At 74.5% G+C, this 16,809-nt stretch carries 15 protein-coding genes; 5 read left to right on the forward strand and 10 right to left on the reverse strand.

All coding sequences use genetic code 11. The annotated features are described in order from the left end of the window. Positions 1–24: 24 nt before the first annotated feature. From BUE37_RS11930 to BUE37_RS11940, 3 genes are all read right to left on the reverse strand, one after another. Positions 25–1,308 carry a sugar ABC transporter permease gene (locus BUE37_RS11930; protein ID WP_073420341.1) on the reverse strand — a complete coding sequence of 428 codons (1,284 nt, stop codon included), beginning with the start codon at positions 1,306–1,308 and terminating at the stop codon, positions 25–27. Next, positions 1,308–2,105 carry an ATP-binding cassette domain-containing protein gene (locus tag BUE37_RS11935; RefSeq protein ID WP_073420342.1) on the reverse strand — a complete coding sequence of 266 codons (798 nt, stop codon included), beginning with the start codon at positions 2,103–2,105 and terminating at the stop codon, positions 1,308–1,310. Before BUE37_RS11935 ends, BUE37_RS11930 begins: the two co-directional genes overlap by 1 nt. 74 nt (positions 2,106–2,179) lie before the next feature. Beyond that, on the reverse strand, positions 2,180–3,289 hold the full coding sequence (locus BUE37_RS11940; RefSeq protein WP_073420343.1) for a sugar ABC transporter substrate-binding protein: 1,110 nt from the start codon (positions 3,287–3,289) through the stop codon (positions 2,180–2,182). Positions 3,290–3,530: 241 nt separating this feature from the next. On the opposite strand from BUE37_RS11940, the gene BUE37_RS11945 reads away from it, so the two are divergent. Both BUE37_RS11945 and BUE37_RS11950 read left to right on the forward strand, forming a co-directional pair. Further along, the gene (locus tag BUE37_RS11945; RefSeq protein ID WP_073420344.1) at positions 3,531–4,736 is read left to right on the forward strand and encodes a thiolase family protein; all 1,206 of its coding nucleotides are present in this window, start codon (positions 3,531–3,533) and stop codon (positions 4,734–4,736) included. Then, the gene (locus BUE37_RS11950; RefSeq protein WP_073420345.1) at positions 4,733–6,817 is read left to right on the forward strand and encodes a 3-hydroxyacyl-CoA dehydrogenase NAD-binding domain-containing protein; all 2,085 of its coding nucleotides are present in this window, start codon (positions 4,733–4,735) and stop codon (positions 6,815–6,817) included. Before BUE37_RS11945 ends, BUE37_RS11950 begins: the two co-directional genes overlap by 4 nt. Positions 6,818–6,977: 160 nt before the next feature. On the opposite strand, the gene BUE37_RS11955 is transcribed toward BUE37_RS11950, so the two are convergent. Together BUE37_RS11955 and dxs are read right to left on the reverse strand one after the other, a co-directional pair. Then, the gene (locus tag BUE37_RS11955; RefSeq protein ID WP_073420346.1) at positions 6,978–7,262 is read right to left on the reverse strand and encodes a thiamine-binding protein; all 285 of its coding nucleotides are present in this window, start codon (positions 7,260–7,262) and stop codon (positions 6,978–6,980) included. A 14-nt stretch (positions 7,263–7,276) separates the two neighbouring features. Continuing rightward, positions 7,277–9,199 (reverse strand): 1-deoxy-D-xylulose-5-phosphate synthase, encoded by a 1,923-nt coding sequence (gene dxs / locus BUE37_RS11960; protein WP_073420347.1) that lies wholly within the window; start codon positions 9,197–9,199, stop codon positions 7,277–7,279. Between the two features lie 206 nt (positions 9,200–9,405). Here dxs and BUE37_RS11965 point away from each other — a divergent pair, with 206 nt between their 5' ends. Continuing rightward, positions 9,406–10,590 (forward strand): ROK family transcriptional regulator, encoded by a 1,185-nt coding sequence (locus BUE37_RS11965; RefSeq protein ID WP_073420348.1) that lies wholly within the window; start codon positions 9,406–9,408, stop codon positions 10,588–10,590. A gap of 63 nt (positions 10,591–10,653) precedes the next feature. Here the strand turns inward: BUE37_RS11965 and BUE37_RS11970 are convergent, their stop codons facing one another. The 5 genes from BUE37_RS11970 to BUE37_RS11990 all read right to left on the reverse strand — a co-directional run bounded on the left by BUE37_RS11970 (position 10,654) and on the right by BUE37_RS11990 (position 15,315). Further along, complete coding sequence (locus BUE37_RS11970) at positions 10,654–11,022, reverse strand: hypothetical protein (protein ID WP_073420349.1); 369 nt, start codon at positions 11,020–11,022, stop codon at positions 10,654–10,656. Positions 11,023–11,088: 66 nt separating this feature from the next. Continuing rightward, positions 11,089–11,316, reverse strand: a complete 228-nt coding sequence (locus BUE37_RS11975) for a DUF4177 domain-containing protein (protein WP_073420350.1) — start codon at positions 11,314–11,316, stop codon at positions 11,089–11,091. Further along, complete coding sequence (locus BUE37_RS11980) at positions 11,313–11,909, reverse strand: histidine phosphatase family protein (protein ID WP_073420351.1); 597 nt, start codon at positions 11,907–11,909, stop codon at positions 11,313–11,315. Before BUE37_RS11980 ends, BUE37_RS11975 begins: the two co-directional genes overlap by 4 nt. A 48-nt stretch (positions 11,910–11,957) precedes the next feature. Then, positions 11,958–13,283, reverse strand: a complete 1,326-nt coding sequence (locus BUE37_RS11985; protein WP_083628576.1) for a class I SAM-dependent RNA methyltransferase — start codon at positions 13,281–13,283, stop codon at positions 11,958–11,960. Beyond that, positions 13,276–15,315, reverse strand: a complete 2,040-nt coding sequence (locus tag BUE37_RS11990; protein ID WP_073420352.1) for an APC family permease — start codon at positions 15,313–15,315, stop codon at positions 13,276–13,278. Before BUE37_RS11990 ends, BUE37_RS11985 begins: the two co-directional genes overlap by 8 nt. 159 nt (positions 15,316–15,474) lie before the next feature. On the opposite strand from BUE37_RS11990, the gene BUE37_RS11995 reads away from it, so the two are divergent. Both BUE37_RS11995 and BUE37_RS12000 read left to right on the forward strand, forming a co-directional pair. Beyond that, entirely contained in the window at positions 15,475–16,140 is a 666-nt protein-coding gene (locus tag BUE37_RS11995) for a potassium channel family protein (protein WP_073420353.1), read from the forward strand. Then, entirely contained in the window at positions 16,140–16,808 is a 669-nt protein-coding gene (locus tag BUE37_RS12000) for a potassium channel family protein (RefSeq protein ID WP_073420354.1), read from the forward strand. Before BUE37_RS11995 ends, BUE37_RS12000 begins: the two co-directional genes overlap by 1 nt. The last annotated feature ends 1 nt before the right edge of the window (position 16,809 follow it).

The following is a 16,809-nucleotide window of genomic DNA, read 5'->3' on the forward strand; positions in this document are numbered from 1 at the left end:
CTCTGTCGTGCGCGGACGACGGCGCTAGTGCCCCGTCGCCGCGGCCCGCCGCCGGGCCAGCGCGTCGACGCTGGCGGCCAGCAGCAGCACTCCACCGGTGATGATGAAGTTCAGGTAGGCCTCGACACCGAGCAGGCCCAGGCCGTTGGCGATGATGGCCACGACCAGGCCACCGAGGACGGCGTCGCGCACCCGGCCCCGGCCACCGAAGAGGCTGGTGCCACCGATGACGGCCGCACCCACCGCGTAGAGCAGCGTGTTGCCGGCACCCGACGCCGCGGTGACCGAGGCCAGCCGGGACGCCGCGGCGATGCCGCTGATGGCGGCCATCGTCGAGGACAGCACGAACACCAGGACGCGGATCCTGGTGACATTGATGCCGGCGCGGCGCGCGGCCTCGGCGTTGCCGCCGACGGCGTAGACGTGGCGGCCGAAGCTGGTGCGGCTCAGCACGAAGGTGAGCAGCAGCAGCAGGATGACCACCAGCGGCACCGCGTACGGGATGCCCTCGAGGTCGACGGCCGCCGACAGCGCCCGGTCCTGGCTGAGGATCGCGGTGACCACGACCAGGATGACGGCGATGAGCACGCACCGGGCGGCCACCACGGCCAGCGGCTGGTGCGCCAGGCCGCGGGCCTTCTGCACCCGCCAGCGGTTCAGCTGGATGGCGGCGTAGAGCAGGATCGCCACCGCGGTGAGGACCCAGCCGAGGGTGACCGGCAGGTTCCGGTTGGCGATGCCCTGCACGACCTCGTCGCGCACCGGGATGGTGCCGCCCTGGCCGATGATCCGCAGCGTCACGCCCTGGAACGCCAGGAACAGCGCCAGGGTCACGACGAACGACGGGATCCCGACGATCCCGACGAGCGTGCCGGTGAAGAGGCCGATCAGCGCGCCGGCGGCACACGCGGCGAGGATCGCCACGTACCAGGGCGCCCCGGACTGGGCCAGCAGCTGCGCGAGCACGGCGGCACACACGCCGCTGACCACACCGGCCGACAGGTCGATGTCGCCCAGGAGCAGGACGAACACCAGGCCCATGGCGAGCAGGGTGATCGGCACGGCCTGGACCAGCAGGTTGCTGATGTTCAGCGGCGTCAGGAAGGTGTTCGGCCGCAGGGCGAAGAACAGCAGGCCGAGCGCCACGATGCCGAGGACGGCCGGCAGGGCGCCCAGGTCACCGCCGCGGACCTTGTCGACGTACCCGCGGACGACGCCCGAGACGCTGTTGTCCGGGCGGTCGGCCTCGAAGCCGGCCGGCGCGGCGCCGGACGGCTCGGGCTTGGTGGTGGAGACGGGGTTGCTCATCAGATGCTCGCCTCGGCGACGGCCGGCGCGATGCCCAGGTTGCCCGAGCGCCCGGCGGTGATCAGTTCGATGACCTGACCGCGGTCGACGGTGCTGATCGGCACGTCGGCGGCCATGCGGCCCAGGTACAGCGCGGCCACGCGGTCGGAGACCTCGAAGACGTCGACCATGTTGTGGGTGATGTAGAGGACGGCGTGGCCGGTGTCGGCCAGCCGGCGCACGAGGTCGAGCACCTGCCGGGTCTGCGCGACGCCGAGCGCCGCCGTCGGCTCGTCGAGGATGACGACCTTCGACTCCCACAGCACGGCCTTGGCGATCGCCACGGTCTGCCGCTGGCCACCCGAGAGGCTGGACACGAGTTGGCGGACCGACTTGAGGGTGCGGACCGACAGCTTGGCCAGCGTGTCGCGGGCGGCGGCCTCCATGGAGGCCTCGTCGAGCAGGATGCCGCGCTTGCGCTCGCGGCCGAGGAACATGTTCTGGACGACGTCGAGGTTGTCGGCCAGCGCGAGGTCCTGGTAGACGACCTCGATGCCGAGGGCCGCGGAGTCCCGCGGGCCGGTGACGCTCACCGGCCTGCCCTCGAACAGGATCTCCCCGCCGTCGATGGGGTGGATGCCGGCGATGGACTTGATGAGCGTGCTCTTGCCGGCACCGTTGTCGCCCACGAGGGCGGTTACCTGGCCGGGGAAGACCTTCAGGTCGACCCCGTGCAGCACCTGGATGGCGCCGAAGCTCTTGGTGACACCGCGGAGCTCGAGGATCGGGGTCCCCTCACCCGCCTGCGGATCGGTCATGGCGGTCCTCTCTCAGAAAACGAGCCTGCGGGGCGCCTCCTGAGCATGTCAGGAGGCGCCCCGCAGGGAGGGGGTCAGGAGATGCCCAGCTCCTGGCAGTCGGCAGCGAACTCGCCGGTGCACAGCTCCTCGGCGGTGACCTGGCCGTCCTCGACGACGTCACCGACGTTGTCGCGGGTGATGGTCACCGGGGTGAGCAGCACCGCGGGGACCTCGCGGCCACCCTCGGCGTCCTCGGCGGTGCCGGTGGTCTCGGCCTCCTCGCCGTTGATCAGCGCGATGGCGAGCTCCGCCAGGGCGCCGGCCTCCTCGGCCGCCGACTTGTAGACGGTCATGCACTGGTTGCCGGCGAGGATGTTCTGCAGGCCCTCGACCGAGGCGTCCTGGCCGGTGACCGGGACCTGACCGGCCTGGCCGTTGCGGGCCAGCGTCTGGATCACGGCGTTGGCCAGCGTGTCGTTGGCGGCGACGACGCCCTGGATGTTGCCGCCGGCCTGGGTGTACATCTGCTCGAAGATCGTCGCGGCCTGGTCGGGCTCCCAGCCCGGGACGGCCTGCTCGGCGACCTGCGTGTACTGGGTCAGCGGGTCGAGGATCTCGTGCGCGCCGTCGGCGAACAGCGTGGCGTTGTTGTCGTCGGGCGAGCCGTTGAGGAAGGCGATGTTGCCCTGCGTGACGCCACCGGCGTTCAGGCAGTCGGCGAGGCCCTGGCCCTGCAGGCGGCCGACCTCGGTGTTGTCGTAGGAGACGTAGTACTCGGCCGAGCCACCCAGGGTGAGCCGGTCGTAGTCGATCGTCGCCACGCCCTGCTGGGCGGCCTGCTGCTGGATCTGGGCGCCCGAGGCGGAGTCCAGGTTGACGATCGCGAGGACGGTGACGCCCTCGGTGATCATCTGCTCGGCGATGGTCGCCATGCGCTGGGCGTCGCCCTCGGCGTTCTGGATGTCGTACTCGACACCGGCGTCCTCGAAGGCCGCCTCGAGCAGCGGGCGGTCCGCGCTCTCCCAGCGGGGGGAGGACTCGGTGTCGGGGAGGATGACGCCGACCTTGCCGGCGGCGTCGCCGCCACCGCCGCCGCCACCGCTGCCGCCGCTGCCGCTGCCGCTGTCGTCGCTGCCGCAAGCAGCGAGGCTGAAGACCAGGGCGGCCGCGAGGGCCGTCATCGTGGTGCGCCGTCGCGCCATGGAATGTCCACCGTTCCGTCGGGAATACGCAGAAGTGCGGCGGCCACTATGCGCGCCGCGTCACAGGCCGTGCAAGGCCACCCCCCCGACGTTGCCGGACCGTGACCTCGACCACTCCGGACGAGTGAGACCTCCGCCCCTCCCGGACCGGGTCGCGCTTGGTCGAGCTGTTACCGGCGGGTAACTTCTCCGGTGCCGCGCGCCTGCCCGCGCCGGTTCCCGTTCCCGCTGCGGAGGTCCCATGTCCCGCTCGCTGCGCGAGGTCGTCTTCGTCGACGGCGTGCGCACCCCCTTCGGCAAGGCCGGCCCGAAGGGCATCTACGCCGAGACGCGCGCCGACGACCTCGTCGTCCGCGTCATCCGCGAGCTGCTGCGCCGCAACCCGTCCCTCCCGGCCGACCGCGTGGACGAGGTCGCCATCGCCGCCACCACGCAGATCGGCGACCAGGGGCTGACGATCGGCCGCACCGCCGCGCTGCTGGCCGGGCTGCCGACGTCGGTGCCCGGCTACGCCATCGACCGCATGTGCGCCGGCGCGATGACCGCCGTCACCACCACCGCGAGCGGCATCGCCTTCGGTGCCTACGACGTCGCCATCGCCGGTGGCGTCGAGCACATGGGCCGCCACCCGATGGGCGAGGGCGCCGACCCCAACCCGCGGTTCTTCAGCGAGAAGCTGGTCGACGGCTCGGCGCTGGTCATGGGCTCCACGGCCGAGAACCTGCACGACCGCTTCCCGCACCTGACCAAGGAGCGCGCCGACGCGTTCGCCCTGGCCAGCCAGCAGCGGTACGCCAAGGCCGTGGCCAACGGCCAGATCGGGCCGGAGCTGGTGCCCGTCGCGACCCGCTCCGCCGAGCAGGGCTGGGGCCTGGCCACCGCCGACGAGCCGCCGCGCCCGGGCACCACGCTCGAGGGCCTGGCCACGCTCAAGACGCCGTTCCGCCCGCACGGGCACGTGACCGCCGGCAACGCCGCGGGCCTCAACGACGGCGCCACCGGCTGCATCCTCGCCGCCGAGGACGTCGCGCGGGAGCTGGGCCTGACCGCCGGCATGCGCCTGGTCGGCTACGGCTTCGTCGGCGTCGAGCCCGAGGTCATGGGCGTCGGCCCGGTGCCCTCGACCGAGCGCGCGCTGGCCCGCACCGGCCTGACCATCGACGACATCGGCCTGTTCGAGCTCAACGAGGCCTTCGCCGTCCAGGTGCTGGCCTTCCTCGACCACTTCGGCATCGCCGACGACGACCCGCGGGTCAACCCGTGGGGCGGCGCGATCGCCGTCGGCCACCCGCTGGCCTCCTCGGGCGTGCGCCTGATGACGCAGCTGTCGCGGCAGTTCGCCGAGCGACCCGACGTCCGCTACGGCCTGACCGCCATGTGCGTGGGCCTGGGCATGGGCGCCACCGTGATCTGGGAGAACCCGAACTGGGAAGGTGCCGCGCAGTGACCACTGTCTTCGAGGACGAGGTCGTCACCCGGGCGCTCGTCCGCTACCTGCGGGTGCCCGGTCTGGCCGGCGAGATCGCGCTGGTCACCCTGGACAACGGGCACGACCACACCCGCCCCTCCACCTTCGGCCCCGGCGGGCTCGCGTCCCTCGACGCGGCGCTCGACGACATCGCCGCGCACACCCCGGCCCCGGCGGCCATCGCCGTCACCGGCAAGCCGTTCGTCTTCGCCGTGGGCGCCGACCTGTCCGGCGTCCCGGCCGTGACCTCCGCCGACCAGGCGCGGGAGATCGCCGAGACCGGGCACCGGGTGTTCCGGCGGCTCATGGACGCGGCCGTCCCGACGTTCGCGTTCGTCAACGGCGTGGCGCTCGGCGGCGGGCTGGAGCTGGCGCTGCACTGCCGCTACCGGACGATCGCCTCCACCGCGGTGGTGGCGTTCCCCGAGGTGTTCCTCGGCCTGGTGCCCGGCTGGGGCGGCACGCAGCTGCTGCCGGACCTCATCGGCATCGACCCGGCGGTCACCGTCATCGTCGAGAGCGCGCTGGCGCAGAACAAGACGACGCCCGCCCCGAAGGCGGCGCAGCTGGGCATCGCCGACGTCGTCCTGGAGCCCGCCGACTTCCTCGAGCGCTCGCTCGAGTGGGCGGTGGGCGTCCTGAACGGCGACGTGACGGTCGACCGACCGGAGGTGGACCGGTCGGCCTGGGACGGCGCCATCGAGCGCGCCCGGGCGATCGTGGCCGGGCGGACCCGCGACGCCTCCCCCGGCGCCCTGCGCGCCGTCGAGCTGCTGGACCTCGCGCGCGCCGGGGTCGACGGCGAGGCGTTCACCGCCGGCACCGCCGCCGAGGACGCCGCGCTCACCGACCTGCTCATGACCGACGAGCTGCGGGCCTCGCTCTACAGCTTCGACCTGGTCAACAAGCGGGCCAAGCGGCCGGCCGGCGCCCCGGACAAGGGCCTGGCGCGGAAGGTCGGCAAGGTCGGCGTCGTCGGGGCGGGCCTCATGGCCAGCCAGCTCGCGCTGCTGTTCGTCCGGCAGCTCAAGGTGCCGGTCGTGCTCACCGACGTCGACCAGGCGCGCGTCGACAAGGGCGTCGCCTACGTCCACGGCGAGCTCGAGAAGCTCGCCCAGCGCGGGCGCCTCAGCGCCGACCGGCTCAACCAGCTCCGGGGCCTGGTGAGCGGCTCGCTGTCCAAGGACGTCTTCGCCGACGCCGACCTCGTCATCGAGGCCGTCTTCGAGGAGATGTCGGTCAAGCAGCAGGTGTTCGCCGAGGTGGAGGCCGTCGTCTCCCCCGAGTGCGTGCTGGCCACCAACACCTCCGCGCTGTCGGTGACCGAGATGGCCTCGAAGCTGGAGCACCCCGAACGGGTCGTCGGCCTGCACTTCTTCAACCCGGTCGCGGTCCTGCCGCTGCTGGAGGTCGTGCGCGCCGAGCAGACCGACGACGCCTCGCTGGCCACCGCCTTCGCCGTCGGCAAGGCGCTGAAGAAGAGCTGCGTGCTCACCGCCGACGCCCCGGCGTTCGTGGTGAACCGGCTGCTCACCCGCTTCCTCGGCGAGGTCACCTCGGCCGTGGAGCAGGGCACGCCGGTCGCCGTCGCCGACCGCGCGCTGGACCCGCTGGGCCTGCCGATGTCGCCGTTCGACCTGCTCACGCTGGTCGGCCCGCCGGTCGCCCTGCACGTGGCCGAGCGGATGCACGAGGCCTTCCCCGACCGGTTCGCCGTCGGCGAGGGGCTGCGGAAGATGGTCGAGCTCGGCAAGTCCAGCGTCTACTCCGAGCCGGGCGTCGTCGACCCCGAGCTCGAGGGCATCGACGCCGGCGACTCGCCGCTCACCGAGGAGCAGGTCCGCGAGCGGGCCGTCGAGGCGCTGGCCGAGGAGATCCGGCTGATGCTCGACGAGGGCGTCGTCACGGCCGTGCAGGACATCGACCTGTGCATGCTGCTGGGCGCCGGGTGGCCGTTCTGGCTGGGCGGCATCTCCGCGTACCTCGACCGCGCGGGCGTCTCGGAGAAGGTGACCGGGCAGCGGTTCCTGCCGCGCGGGGTGGCGAGCCTCCCCGCCTGAGGGCGCTGACGACCGACGGCCCGGGTCCCCGCGCGGGGGCCCGGGCCGTCGGTCGTCCTGGCTCACCGTGGCGCGTCCTGGCTCACCGTGGCGCGTCCTGGCTCACGGTCGGCGGTGAGCCAGGACGCGGCACGATCAGGCGGCCTGATCGTGCTGCGTCTCAGCGGAACTTGCGGGTGAGGCTCTCGATCGTCCGGTCGACCGAGGCGACCTTGACGTGCGAGATGCCGCTGGTGGCACCCGCGGCCAGCATCGCCTCGTGCGCGGCCCGCAGCGTGGCCCACACGGCGTCGGCGTCGCCCTCCAGCGTGGTGCCCAGCGCCCCGACCTCGGAGTGCAGGCCGGACGCCTGGATCACCCGGACGGCGGCCTCCACGAAGGCGTGCGGGTCGTCGGGCGTCCCGGCGGGCGAGGGCGCGACCTGGATCTCGGCGATGATCCGCACCGGGTCCCCTCCGGCTACTGCTGGGCGCCGTCGACCGGCTCGACGGCCGCCGGCTGCCCCTCGGTGCGCTCGGCGACCACCGCGGTCCACTCGGCGATGCGCCGGGCCACGTCCTGCTCGGTGAGGCCGGCGTCGGCGAGCACCTGACCGCGGCTGCCGTGCTCGAGGAACGCCTGCGGCAGGCCCAGGGTGCGCACCGGCACGTCGACCTCGCGGTCCTGCAGCGCGCGGCTGAGCAGCGTGCCGACGCCGCCGGCCCGCCCGCCGTCCTCCACGGTGACGACCAGCCGGTGCTCCCCCGCCAGGTCCACCAGCTCGCCGGGCACCGGCACGACCCAGCGCGGGTCGACGACGGTGACGCCGATGCCGTGGTCGGCGGCGCGCTCGGCGGCGGCCAGGCTCACCGGCACCATGGAGCCGACGGCGACCAGCAGCACGTCGTCGCGGTCGCCGCGGCGCAGGACGTCGACCGCGCCCCGCCGCTCCAGCGCCGGGATGTCGACCGGCGGGACGCCCTTGGGGAACCGCACGACCGTGGGGCCGTCGGTCACGTCGAGCGACTCGCGCAGCGCCTCCCGCAGGGTGGGCTCGTCGCGCGGCGCGGCCAGGCGCAGGCCCGGCACGACCGAGCAGATCGACATGTCCCACATGCCGTTGTGCGAGGCGCCGTCGGTGCCGGTGACCCCGGCCCGGTCGAGGACGACGGTGACCGGCTGCCCGTGCAGCGCGACGTCCATGAGCAGCTGGTCGAAGGCCCGGTTGAGGAAGGTCGAGTAGACGGCGACCACCGGGTGCAGCCCGCCCATCGCCATGGCCGCGGCGCTGGTGAGCGCGTGCTGCTCGGCGATGCCGACGTCGAAGGTGCGCTCGGGGTACCGCTCGGCGAACGCGGCCAGGCCGGTGGGGTGCAGCATCGCGGCGGTGACCGCGACGACGTCGGCCCGCTCGGCGCCGATGCGCACCAGCTCGTCGGAGAACGCCGTCGTCCAGTCGCGGGCGACGGCGGGGCTGGTGCCGCTGTCGGGGTCGAAGACGCCGGTGGCGTGCCAGGCGTCGATCTGGTCGGTCTCGGCCGGCGGGTACCCGAAGCCCTTGGTGGTGACCGCGTGCACGATCACCGGGCCGCCGAAGGAGCGGGCGCGGCGCAGGGCGGACTCCATGACCTCGACGTCGTGGCCGTCGACCGGGCCGACGTACTTGAGGCCGAGGTCCTCGAACATGCCCTGCGGCGCCAGGACGTCCTTGACGCCCTTCTTCAGCCCGTGCAGCGCGTCGTAGAGGGCCGAGCCGACCACGGGCGCCCGGTGCAGCGCCTGGCGGATGGCCAGCAGCGCCTGCTCGTAGCCGGGCCGCAGCCGCAGGCTGGCGAGCGCGTCGGCCACGCCGCCGATGGTCGGCGAGTAGGACCGGCCGTTGTCGTTGACGACGATGACGACCGGGCGGTCCTTCGCCGCGGCGATGTTGTTGAGCGCCTCCCAGGCCATGCCGCCGGTGAGCGCGCCGTCGCCGATCACGGCGACGACCGGGCGCTTGTCGCCGCGGACCGCGTACGCCTTGGCCAGCCCGTCGGCGTAGGACAGCGCCGTGGAGGCGTGGCTGTTCTCCACCCAGTCGTGCTCGCTCTCGGCGCGGCACGGGTAGCCCGACAGCCCGCCGCGCTGGCGCAGCCGGTCGAAGCCCTCGACGCGGCCGGTGAGCATCTTGTGCACGTACGCCTGGTGGCCGGTGTCGAAGACGATCGGCTCGCGCGGCGACTCGAACACCCGGTGCAGGGCGATGGTCAGCTCGACGGTGCCGAGGTTGGGACCGAGGTGACCGCCGGTGCGGGCCACGCTGGTGACCAGCGCGTCACGGATCTCCGCCGCCAGCGCGGGCAGCTGCTCGGCGGGCAGCGCCCGGAGGTCGGCGGGGTCGCGGAGCGAGCGCAGGAGCGACACGGCGCGGCGTCGTCCTCTCTGTCGGCGGCAGGGACACGGCTCGTCGACGGGGCCGCCGACCCACTGTAGTCGCGCGACGGCCCCTGCCTCCTGGCGAAGCGGGGCCGGGCGGACCGTTCCGTCGCCCGCCGACCCCGACACTCCGGCGGAGGACGACTGTTCCGTCGGTGATTGACAGAAGGCGACGGTGTGCTCACGATCACCGGATGGACCCCCGGCCGTGGCTGCCCGACCTCAGCGGGCCCTCGCGCCGGCTGGTCGAGGCGCTGCGGGTGACCGGCCCGGCCACCCGGGCACAGCTGGTCGAGCAGACCGGCCTGTCCCGGGCCACGGTGTCCGGCTACGTGTCCGAGCTCGTCGACCGCGGGCTGGTCGCGCCCGCCGACCCCTCCGACGCCCTGCCCACCGGCGGCCGCCCGGCGGGCCTCGTGCAGCTGACCCGGCAGGCCGGCCTCGTCGTCGGCATGGACATCGGGCGCACCCACGTCCGCACCGCCGTGGCCGACCTCTCCCACCGCATCGTCGCCGAGCACGTCACCACGCTGCCGGTGGCCGACCTCGGCGCCGACGCCGTGCTCGACACGGTCGCCGGGCAGGTGGAGCAGGAGCTGGCCCGGGTCGGGGCGTGCACCTGCGACGTCGTCGGCGGGGTGGTCGGGCTGCCCACGCCCGTGGTGGGGCGCTCGGCCAGCAGCCGGGGCACCGTCGTCCGCTCGAACATCCTGCCCGCCTGGTCGGGGCGCACCCCGGGGCCGGCGCTGCAGGAGCGGCTGGGCATGCCGGTGGTGGTGGAGAACGACGCCAACCTCGGCGCGCTCGCCGAGGTGCGCTGGGGCGCCGGGACCGGCTCCCGCTCCACGCTCTACCTGAAGATGGCCACCGGCGTCGGCGGCGCGCTGGTGTTCGACGGCGGCCTGCTGCGCGGCACCTCGGGCACCGCCGGGGAGATGGGCCACGTCAGCCTCGACCCGGCCGGGCCGCTGTGCCGCTGCGGCAACCGCGGCTGTCTCGAGCTCACCGCCGGGGGCAGCGCGCTGCTGCGGGCGATCCGCACCGCCGCGCCGCACTACACCGACCTGCGCTCGCTGGTCGAGGGGGCCGAGGACGGCGACCAGGCGTGCCGGCGGCTCATCGCCGACGCCGGCACCTCGGTCGGCGTCGTCCTCGGCGGGCTGGTCAACGTGCTCAACCCCGACCGCATCGTCGTCGGCGGCGAGCTCGGCACGGCCGGCGACCTGCTGGTCGAGCCGATGCGCCGCGCGCTCGCCCAGTCCGCCATCCCCGCCGCCACCGAGCAACTCACCGTCGTCCCCGGCTCGCTGGGGGCGCGCGCGGAGGTGCTCGGCGCCGTGGCGGTCGCGCTCCGGGAGGCCGACCGGCTCACCGGCTGAGGGCCCCGGGGGCCCGTGCCGACCGTCCGGGCCCCCGGGTGCCGCCTCCCCGGGCCCGGCCGGTCAGAGCCGGGGCACCCACACCTCGCCCCGCAGCGCCCCGGCGACCACGCTCACCCCGCGGGCGGCCGACGCCAGCCGCGCACCCTCGCGCTCGTAGGCGGCGACGGCGGCCTCCACCGCCTCGGGCGGCAGGTGGTCGGCGAGCTCCACGCGCACCGTCCGCCAGCCGGCCCGGGCCGCCTCCAGCCCGGCGCCGACGTGGTCGGCGGCCATGCGGGCGAGCAGCACCGGGTAGCGGCGGAGCACCTCGTGCGCCCGGTAGTCCGGCGGCACGAGGTCGAACAGCCAGGTGACGGCGGAGCGCTCCCAGTCGGGCGCGCCCGGCGGCCGGACCTGCTCCGGCCAGCCCGGCGGCACGCTCGCTCCCACACCGGCAGTCTGCCGGAGATCGAACGGGTGTTCGAGCCGACGCGGTCGGCCGTCACCCGGTCGTGATCAGCTGGTCTGTCGCTTGAGCCAGAACTGCTCGAAGCCCCAGGTCCCGGCGCCGCTGGAGTGGTAGCTGACCAGCTCCCAGCCCTCGCCGCCGAGCCGGTTGAGCACCGAGCTGGTGTCCCCCTGCTGCCGCTCGAGCCCGCCGCCGGGGAGCTTGACGCTCACCCCCGCGCGCTGCGACTCGTTGTCGTTGGCCGTGATGACCGAGGCGTACTCCCAGGTGGTCACGGTCCCACCGTAGCGACCGGCTCCGTACCGCCCGGCCCGAGACGGGTCCACGGGCCGGCGCCGCGGCCGGTGGCGGGGTCGTAGGACCAGACGCTGCCCTGGCCGGGCTGGTCCCACCGGCGGTCGACCGGCACGCCCAGCACCGCGCACAGCAGCAGCGTGCCGACCCCGCCGTGGCAGACGACGGCGACGTCGCCGGCCGCGCCCGCGGCCGCCCGGGCGGCCGCGGCCACCACGCGGGCCTGCGCGTCGACCGCCCGCTCCCAGCCGCGGACGCTCTCGGCGGGCCGGGCGAAGAACGCGTCCGCCGTCGCCTCGAACTCCGCGGGCGGCAGGAAGCCGGTGGCCGAGCGGTCGTTCTCCCCCAGCTCCAGGTCGACGCCGACCGGCAGGCCGGTGACCTCCGCCAGCGCGGCCGCCGTCTCCCGCGCCTTGTGCTCGGCGCTGGACACGATGCGGGCCAGGTCCGGCACCCACGGCAGGGCGACCAGGTGGGCCAGGCGCGCGCGGCCGGCGTCGGACAGGCCCCACTCGGGCACGGGGACGGCCGGGTCGACCCGGACCTCGGGATGGGTGACGACGTGGACCCGCACGCCCCGGTGCCTACCGCGCCGCGGCCCGCCGTGGGGCCCGCGGCGTCCTCAGGCGGGCTCGAACAGGGCGACGCACTCCACGTGCGCGGTCATCGGGAAGGCGTCGAAGGCGCGCAGCGCGGCCAGGCGGTACCCGGCGCCGGCGAGCGCGGCGACGTCGCGGCCCAGCGACGCCGGGTCGCACGCCACGTAGACGACGGCGCGCGCCCCGGTGCCCGCGACCACCCGGCTTACCGCGGGGCCGGCGCCGGCGCGCGGCGGGTCGAGCACCACGACGTCGGGGGCGTCGCCGAGCTCCTCGAGCAGGCCGGTGAGCCCCTCGGCGTCCACCTCGCCCTGCCAGACCTCGGCCTGCGGCAGCCCGCCCAGGTTGGCCTCCGCTGCGGCGCACGCCTCGGCGTCGGCCTCCACGCAGACCACCCGGCCGGAGTCCCCCACCGACGGCGCGAGCGCCCCGCCGAACAGGCCCGCCCCGGCGTAGAGGTCGAGGACGGTCTCCCCCGGCCGCGCGGCGGCCAGCCCGGTGACCGCGGCGACCAGCGCGTCGGCGGCGGACTCGTGCACCTGCCAGAAGCCGGTGCCCTCGACCTCCCAGTCCCGCCCGCCCGCCCGGCGCCCGGCGCGGCCGGCGGGCTCGGCGGGCACGTCCTGCCCGGCGGCGAGCACGCGGGTGGAGGTGGGCGCGCCGCGCCGGTCGAGCCGCGTGGTCGTGACCGTGCCGGCGGAGTCCACGGCGACGTCGACCGCGCCGGCGCCGGGCCAGCGGCGGTCCAGGACGGCGCGGGCGGCCGGCTCCACGGTGATCGGGCAGTCGTCGAGCGCGACGACGTCGTGCGAGCGGTGCCGTCGCAGCCCCGGCACCCCGGCCCGGTCGACGGCGAAGCGCGCCCGCGACCGCCAGCGCAGCGGCCCGCCGGGCAGCGGCTCGACCTCCAGGCCGGTCAGCAGCGGGTCGGCGGCGTCGAGCCGGCCGAGGCGGGTGAGCTGCTCGCGGACGACGTCGGCCTTGAGCCGTCGCTGGCCCTCCCAGGACACGTGCTGCCAGTCGCAGCCGCCGCACCGCCCGGGCCCGCTGTACGGGCAGGGCCGCTCGACCCGGTCGGGGGCGGCCTCGAGCACCTCGACCGCGTCCGCGCGGCAGTAGCCGGGCTGGCGGTCCTCGGTGACCCGGACGACGACCCGCTCCCCCGGCAGCGCGTGCCGGACGAAGACGACGCGCCCCTCGTGCCGGGCCACGCAGTGCCCGCCGTGCGCCACCGGGCCGACGGCCACCTCGAACTCCCGGCCGGTCCACCCGCCGCCGCGGTCGGGCCGCTCGGCGCGGGGCCGCCCGGCCCCGGGACGGCGGCGCCCGGACCCGCGCCGCTCAGCCATACGGCGTGGCCTCGACCTGGTCGTCGGTGAGGCCGCGGCGCAGGTCGCCGGGCATCGGGCCGTCGCGGTGGTCGTCCTCGCGGCCGATCGAGCTCTCCAGCTGCCACGGCACCGTGGTGATCATGACGCCGGGCTGGAACTGCAGCCGGGCCCGCAGGCGCAGCGCGCTCTGGTTGTGCAGGACGTTCTCCCACCAGTGCCCGACCACGTACTGCGGCACGAACACGATGACCAGCTCGCGCGGGCTGGCCCGCCGGATCGCCTTGACGTAGTCGACGACCGGCCGGGTGATCTCCCGGTACGGCGACTCCAGCACCGTGAGCGGGACGGGGATGTCGTAGCGGTCCCAGTCGGTCTGCAGCCCGCGGGTGTCGGCGTCGTCGACGTTGACCGTCAGCGCGGTGAGCACGTCGGGCCGGGTGGCGCGGGCGAAGGCCAGCGCCCGCAGCGTCGGCTTGTGCACCTTGGAGACCAGCACGATGGCGTGCACCTTGCTGGGCAGCAGCCGCGCGTCGCTGTCGGGGACGAGCTGCTGGGCGACGTGCGAGTAGTGGCGGTTGATCGCCCGCATGAGCAGGAACAGCACCGGCATCACCAGGATGACGAGATAGGCGCCGCGGGTGAACTTCGTGATCACGATGATCACCAGCACGATCGTGGTCAGGCTGCCGCCGATGGTGTTGATGACCTGCGAGCGGCGCATGCGGCGCTTCTCGGCGGCGTCGTCGGACAGCCGGATCTCGCGGTTCCAGTGCCGGACCATGCCCCACTGGCCGATCGAGAAGCTGGTGAAGACCCCGACGATGTACATCTGGATCAGCCGGTTGGGATCGGCCTGGAACGCCACGATCAGCAGGACCGCGAAGCCGGCAAGCAGCAGGATGCCGTTGCTGTAGACGAGCTTGTCGCCGCGGGTGTGCAGCTGGCGGGGGAGGAAGCGGTCCTGCGCGAGCACCGAGCCGAGCAGCGGGAAGCCGTTGAAGGCGGTGTTGGCGGCGAGGACGAGGACCAGGGCGGTGGCCGCCTGGATGTAGAAGAAACCGGGTGACTGGTCCCCACCGAAGGTGGCGGCCGCGAGCTGGGCGATGACGGTGCGCTGCGGGTCGGTCTCGCAGTTCCCGGGGAAGCCGACGAGGTCGCAGGTGTTCTCCGCGTACCGGACGTCGCCGAGCAGGGCGAGCGCCGTCACGCCGGCGAACATCGTCGCGGCGATCCCGCCCATGAGCGCGAGCGTCGTCGCGGCGTTGCGCGACTTGGGCGGCCGGAAGGCGGGCACGCCGTTGGCGATGGCCTCGACGCCGGTGAGCGCCGTGCACCCCGAGGCGAAGGCGCGCAGCGCGAAGAACACCAGCGCGACGCCGCCCAGGTTGTCGTAACCGCCCTCGGGGAGCACCGACCACGACGCGCTCTCCGCGACCACCGGGGAGTCGGTGAAGAAGTCGCGGATCAGCCCGGTGACGATCATCACCATGATCCCGGCGACGAACAAGTACGTCGGGACGGCGAACGTCTTTCCCGACTCCCGGACGCCGCGCAGGTTGGTCGCGGCCAGCAGGGCCACCAGGCCGACGGCGATGAGCACGCGGTGCTCGTTGAGCGCCGGGAACGCCGAGATGATGTTGTCGGTGCCGGCCGACACGGACACGGCCACGGTGAGCACGTAGTCGACGAGCAGCGCGCTGGCCACCGTCAACCCGGCGAACTGCCCGTGGTTCTTCATCGCGACCTCGTAGTCGCCGCCGCCCGAGGGGTAGGCGTGCACCACCTGGCGGTAGGACAGCACCACCGTCGCGAGCAGCAGGACGACGGCGACGGCCAGCCACGGGGCCAGGAAGAGGAACGCCGTCCCCGCCAGCGTGAGGACGATGAGGACCTCCTGGGTGGCGTAGGCCACCGAGGAGAGCGGGTCGCTGGCGAAGATCGGCAGCGCGAGGGACTTCGGGAGCAGCGACTCGCCGGCCCGGTCGCTGCGGACCGGTCGGCCCAGGACGAGCCGTTTCGGGAGTTGCCCGAGGTCGGACAGCTTGGGCACGGCGGCGATGGTACGGACGCCGGGGCACCGGGTGCCGCCCGCGCCGGGCGGCTCGCCCGGGCGGGTGGACGGCGGGCGTCCGCGCCCCGCAGCGGGTGTAGCTTCGCGCCCGGCACGCGGGCCGACGGCACGCGGCCACGAGGACCGAGGGAGCGACACGTGCACGTGGTCGTCATGGGCTGCGGCCGTGTCGGCTCGGCGATCGCCCGGCGGCTGGAGGAGATCGGCCACAGCGTGGCGGTCATCGACCAGGACCCCGAGGCGTTCCGCCGGCTGGGGCCGGAGTTCACCGGGCGCCAGGTCACCGGCCTGGGCTTCGACCGGCAGGTGCTGCTCGACGCCGGCATCGACTCCGCCGGCGCCTTCGCCGCGGTGAGCAGCGGCGACAACTCCAACATCATCAGCGCGCGGGTGGCCCGGGAGACCTTCGGCGTCCAGCACGTCGTCGCCCGGATCTACGACTCCAAGCGCGCCGAGGTGTTCGAGCGCATGGGCATCCCGAGCGTGGCCACCGTCCCGTGGACGGTGAACCGGCTGCTGCGCGAGCTGCTGTCGGTCAAGGTCAGCGAGCTGTGGCGCGAGCCCACCGGCCGGGTGCTGCTGATGCGCGTGACCGTCACCGACGGCTGGGTGGGCCGCAAGCTCGCCGAGCTCGAGGCCGCCTCCGGCGCCCGCGCGGCCTGGCTGGTGCGCTTCGGCGAGGCCCAGCTGCCCACGCCGTCGACGGTGCTGCAGGACGGCGACCAGCTCGTCGTCGCGGCCACCGACGAGATCTCCGACCGCGTGCACCAGACCATCGAGTCCCCCGAGGGAGGCAGGGCCTGATGCGCGTGGCCATCGTGGGCGCCGGCGCGGTCGGCCGGTCGATCGCCGGGGAGCTGCTGAGCAACGGCCACACCGTGATGCTCATCGAGAAGGACGGCCGCAAGGTGCGCGCCCGCTCGGTGCCCGGCGCGGAGTGGGTGCAGGCCGACGCCTGCGAGGTGTCCTCCCTCGAGGAGGCCCAGCTGGCCACCTGCGACGTCGTCGTCGCGGCCACCGGCGACGACAAGGCCAACCTGGTCGTGTCGCTGCTGGCGAAGACCGAGTTCGCCGTCAACCGCGTCGTCGCCCGGGTCAAGGACCCGCGCAACGAGTGGCTCTACACCGAGGCGTGGGGCGTCGACGTCGCCGTCTCCACCCCGCGGGTGCTGGCCGCGCTGGTGGAGGAGGCGGTGACCGTCGGCGACGTCGTCCGGCTGATGAGCTTCCGCAAGGGCGCGGCGACGCTGGTGGAGATCACCCTCGCCGAGGACACCCCCTGGGCGGGCCGGCCGCTGCGCGAGGTGCCGCTGCCGCGGGAGACGGTGCTGACGGCGATGCTGCGGGGCGAGCGGGTCATCACGCCCACGCCCGACGAGCCGCTCGAGGTCGGCGACGAGCTGCTGTTCATCACGCACGCCGACGTCGAGGAGCAGCTGCAGCAGGTGCTCTCCCCCGCCGGGCTGGTCTGAG

The sequence above is a fragment of the Geodermatophilus nigrescens genome, from assembly GCF_900129495.1.
Classification (GTDB): domain Bacteria; phylum Actinomycetota; class Actinomycetes; order Mycobacteriales; family Geodermatophilaceae; genus Geodermatophilus; species Geodermatophilus nigrescens.

What these genes read in the sequence shown, in the direction of transcription:
- BUE37_RS11930 (WP_073420341.1), bottom strand. Translation starts at nt 1,308, where the DNA reads ATGAGCAACCCCGTCTCCACCACCAAGCCCGAGCCGTCCGGCGCCGCG.
- BUE37_RS11935 (WP_073420342.1), bottom strand. Translation starts at nt 2,105, where the DNA reads ATGACCGATCCGCAGGCGGGTGAGGGGACCCCGATCCTCGAGCTCCGC.
- BUE37_RS11940 (WP_073420343.1), bottom strand. Translation starts at nt 3,289, where the DNA reads ATGGCGCGACGGCGCACCACGATGACGGCCCTCGCGGCCGCCCTGGTC.
- BUE37_RS11945 (WP_073420344.1), top strand. Translation starts at nt 3,531, where the DNA reads ATGTCCCGCTCGCTGCGCGAGGTCGTCTTCGTCGACGGCGTGCGCACC.
- BUE37_RS11965 (WP_073420348.1), top strand. Translation starts at nt 9,406, where the DNA reads ATGGACCCCCGGCCGTGGCTGCCCGACCTCAGCGGGCCCTCGCGCCGG.
- BUE37_RS11985 (WP_083628576.1), bottom strand. Translation starts at nt 13,283, where the DNA reads ATGGCTGAGCGGCGCGGGTCCGGGCGCCGCCGTCCCGGGGCCGGGCGG.
- BUE37_RS12000 (WP_073420354.1), top strand. Translation starts at nt 16,140, where the DNA reads ATGCGCGTGGCCATCGTGGGCGCCGGCGCGGTCGGCCGGTCGATCGCC.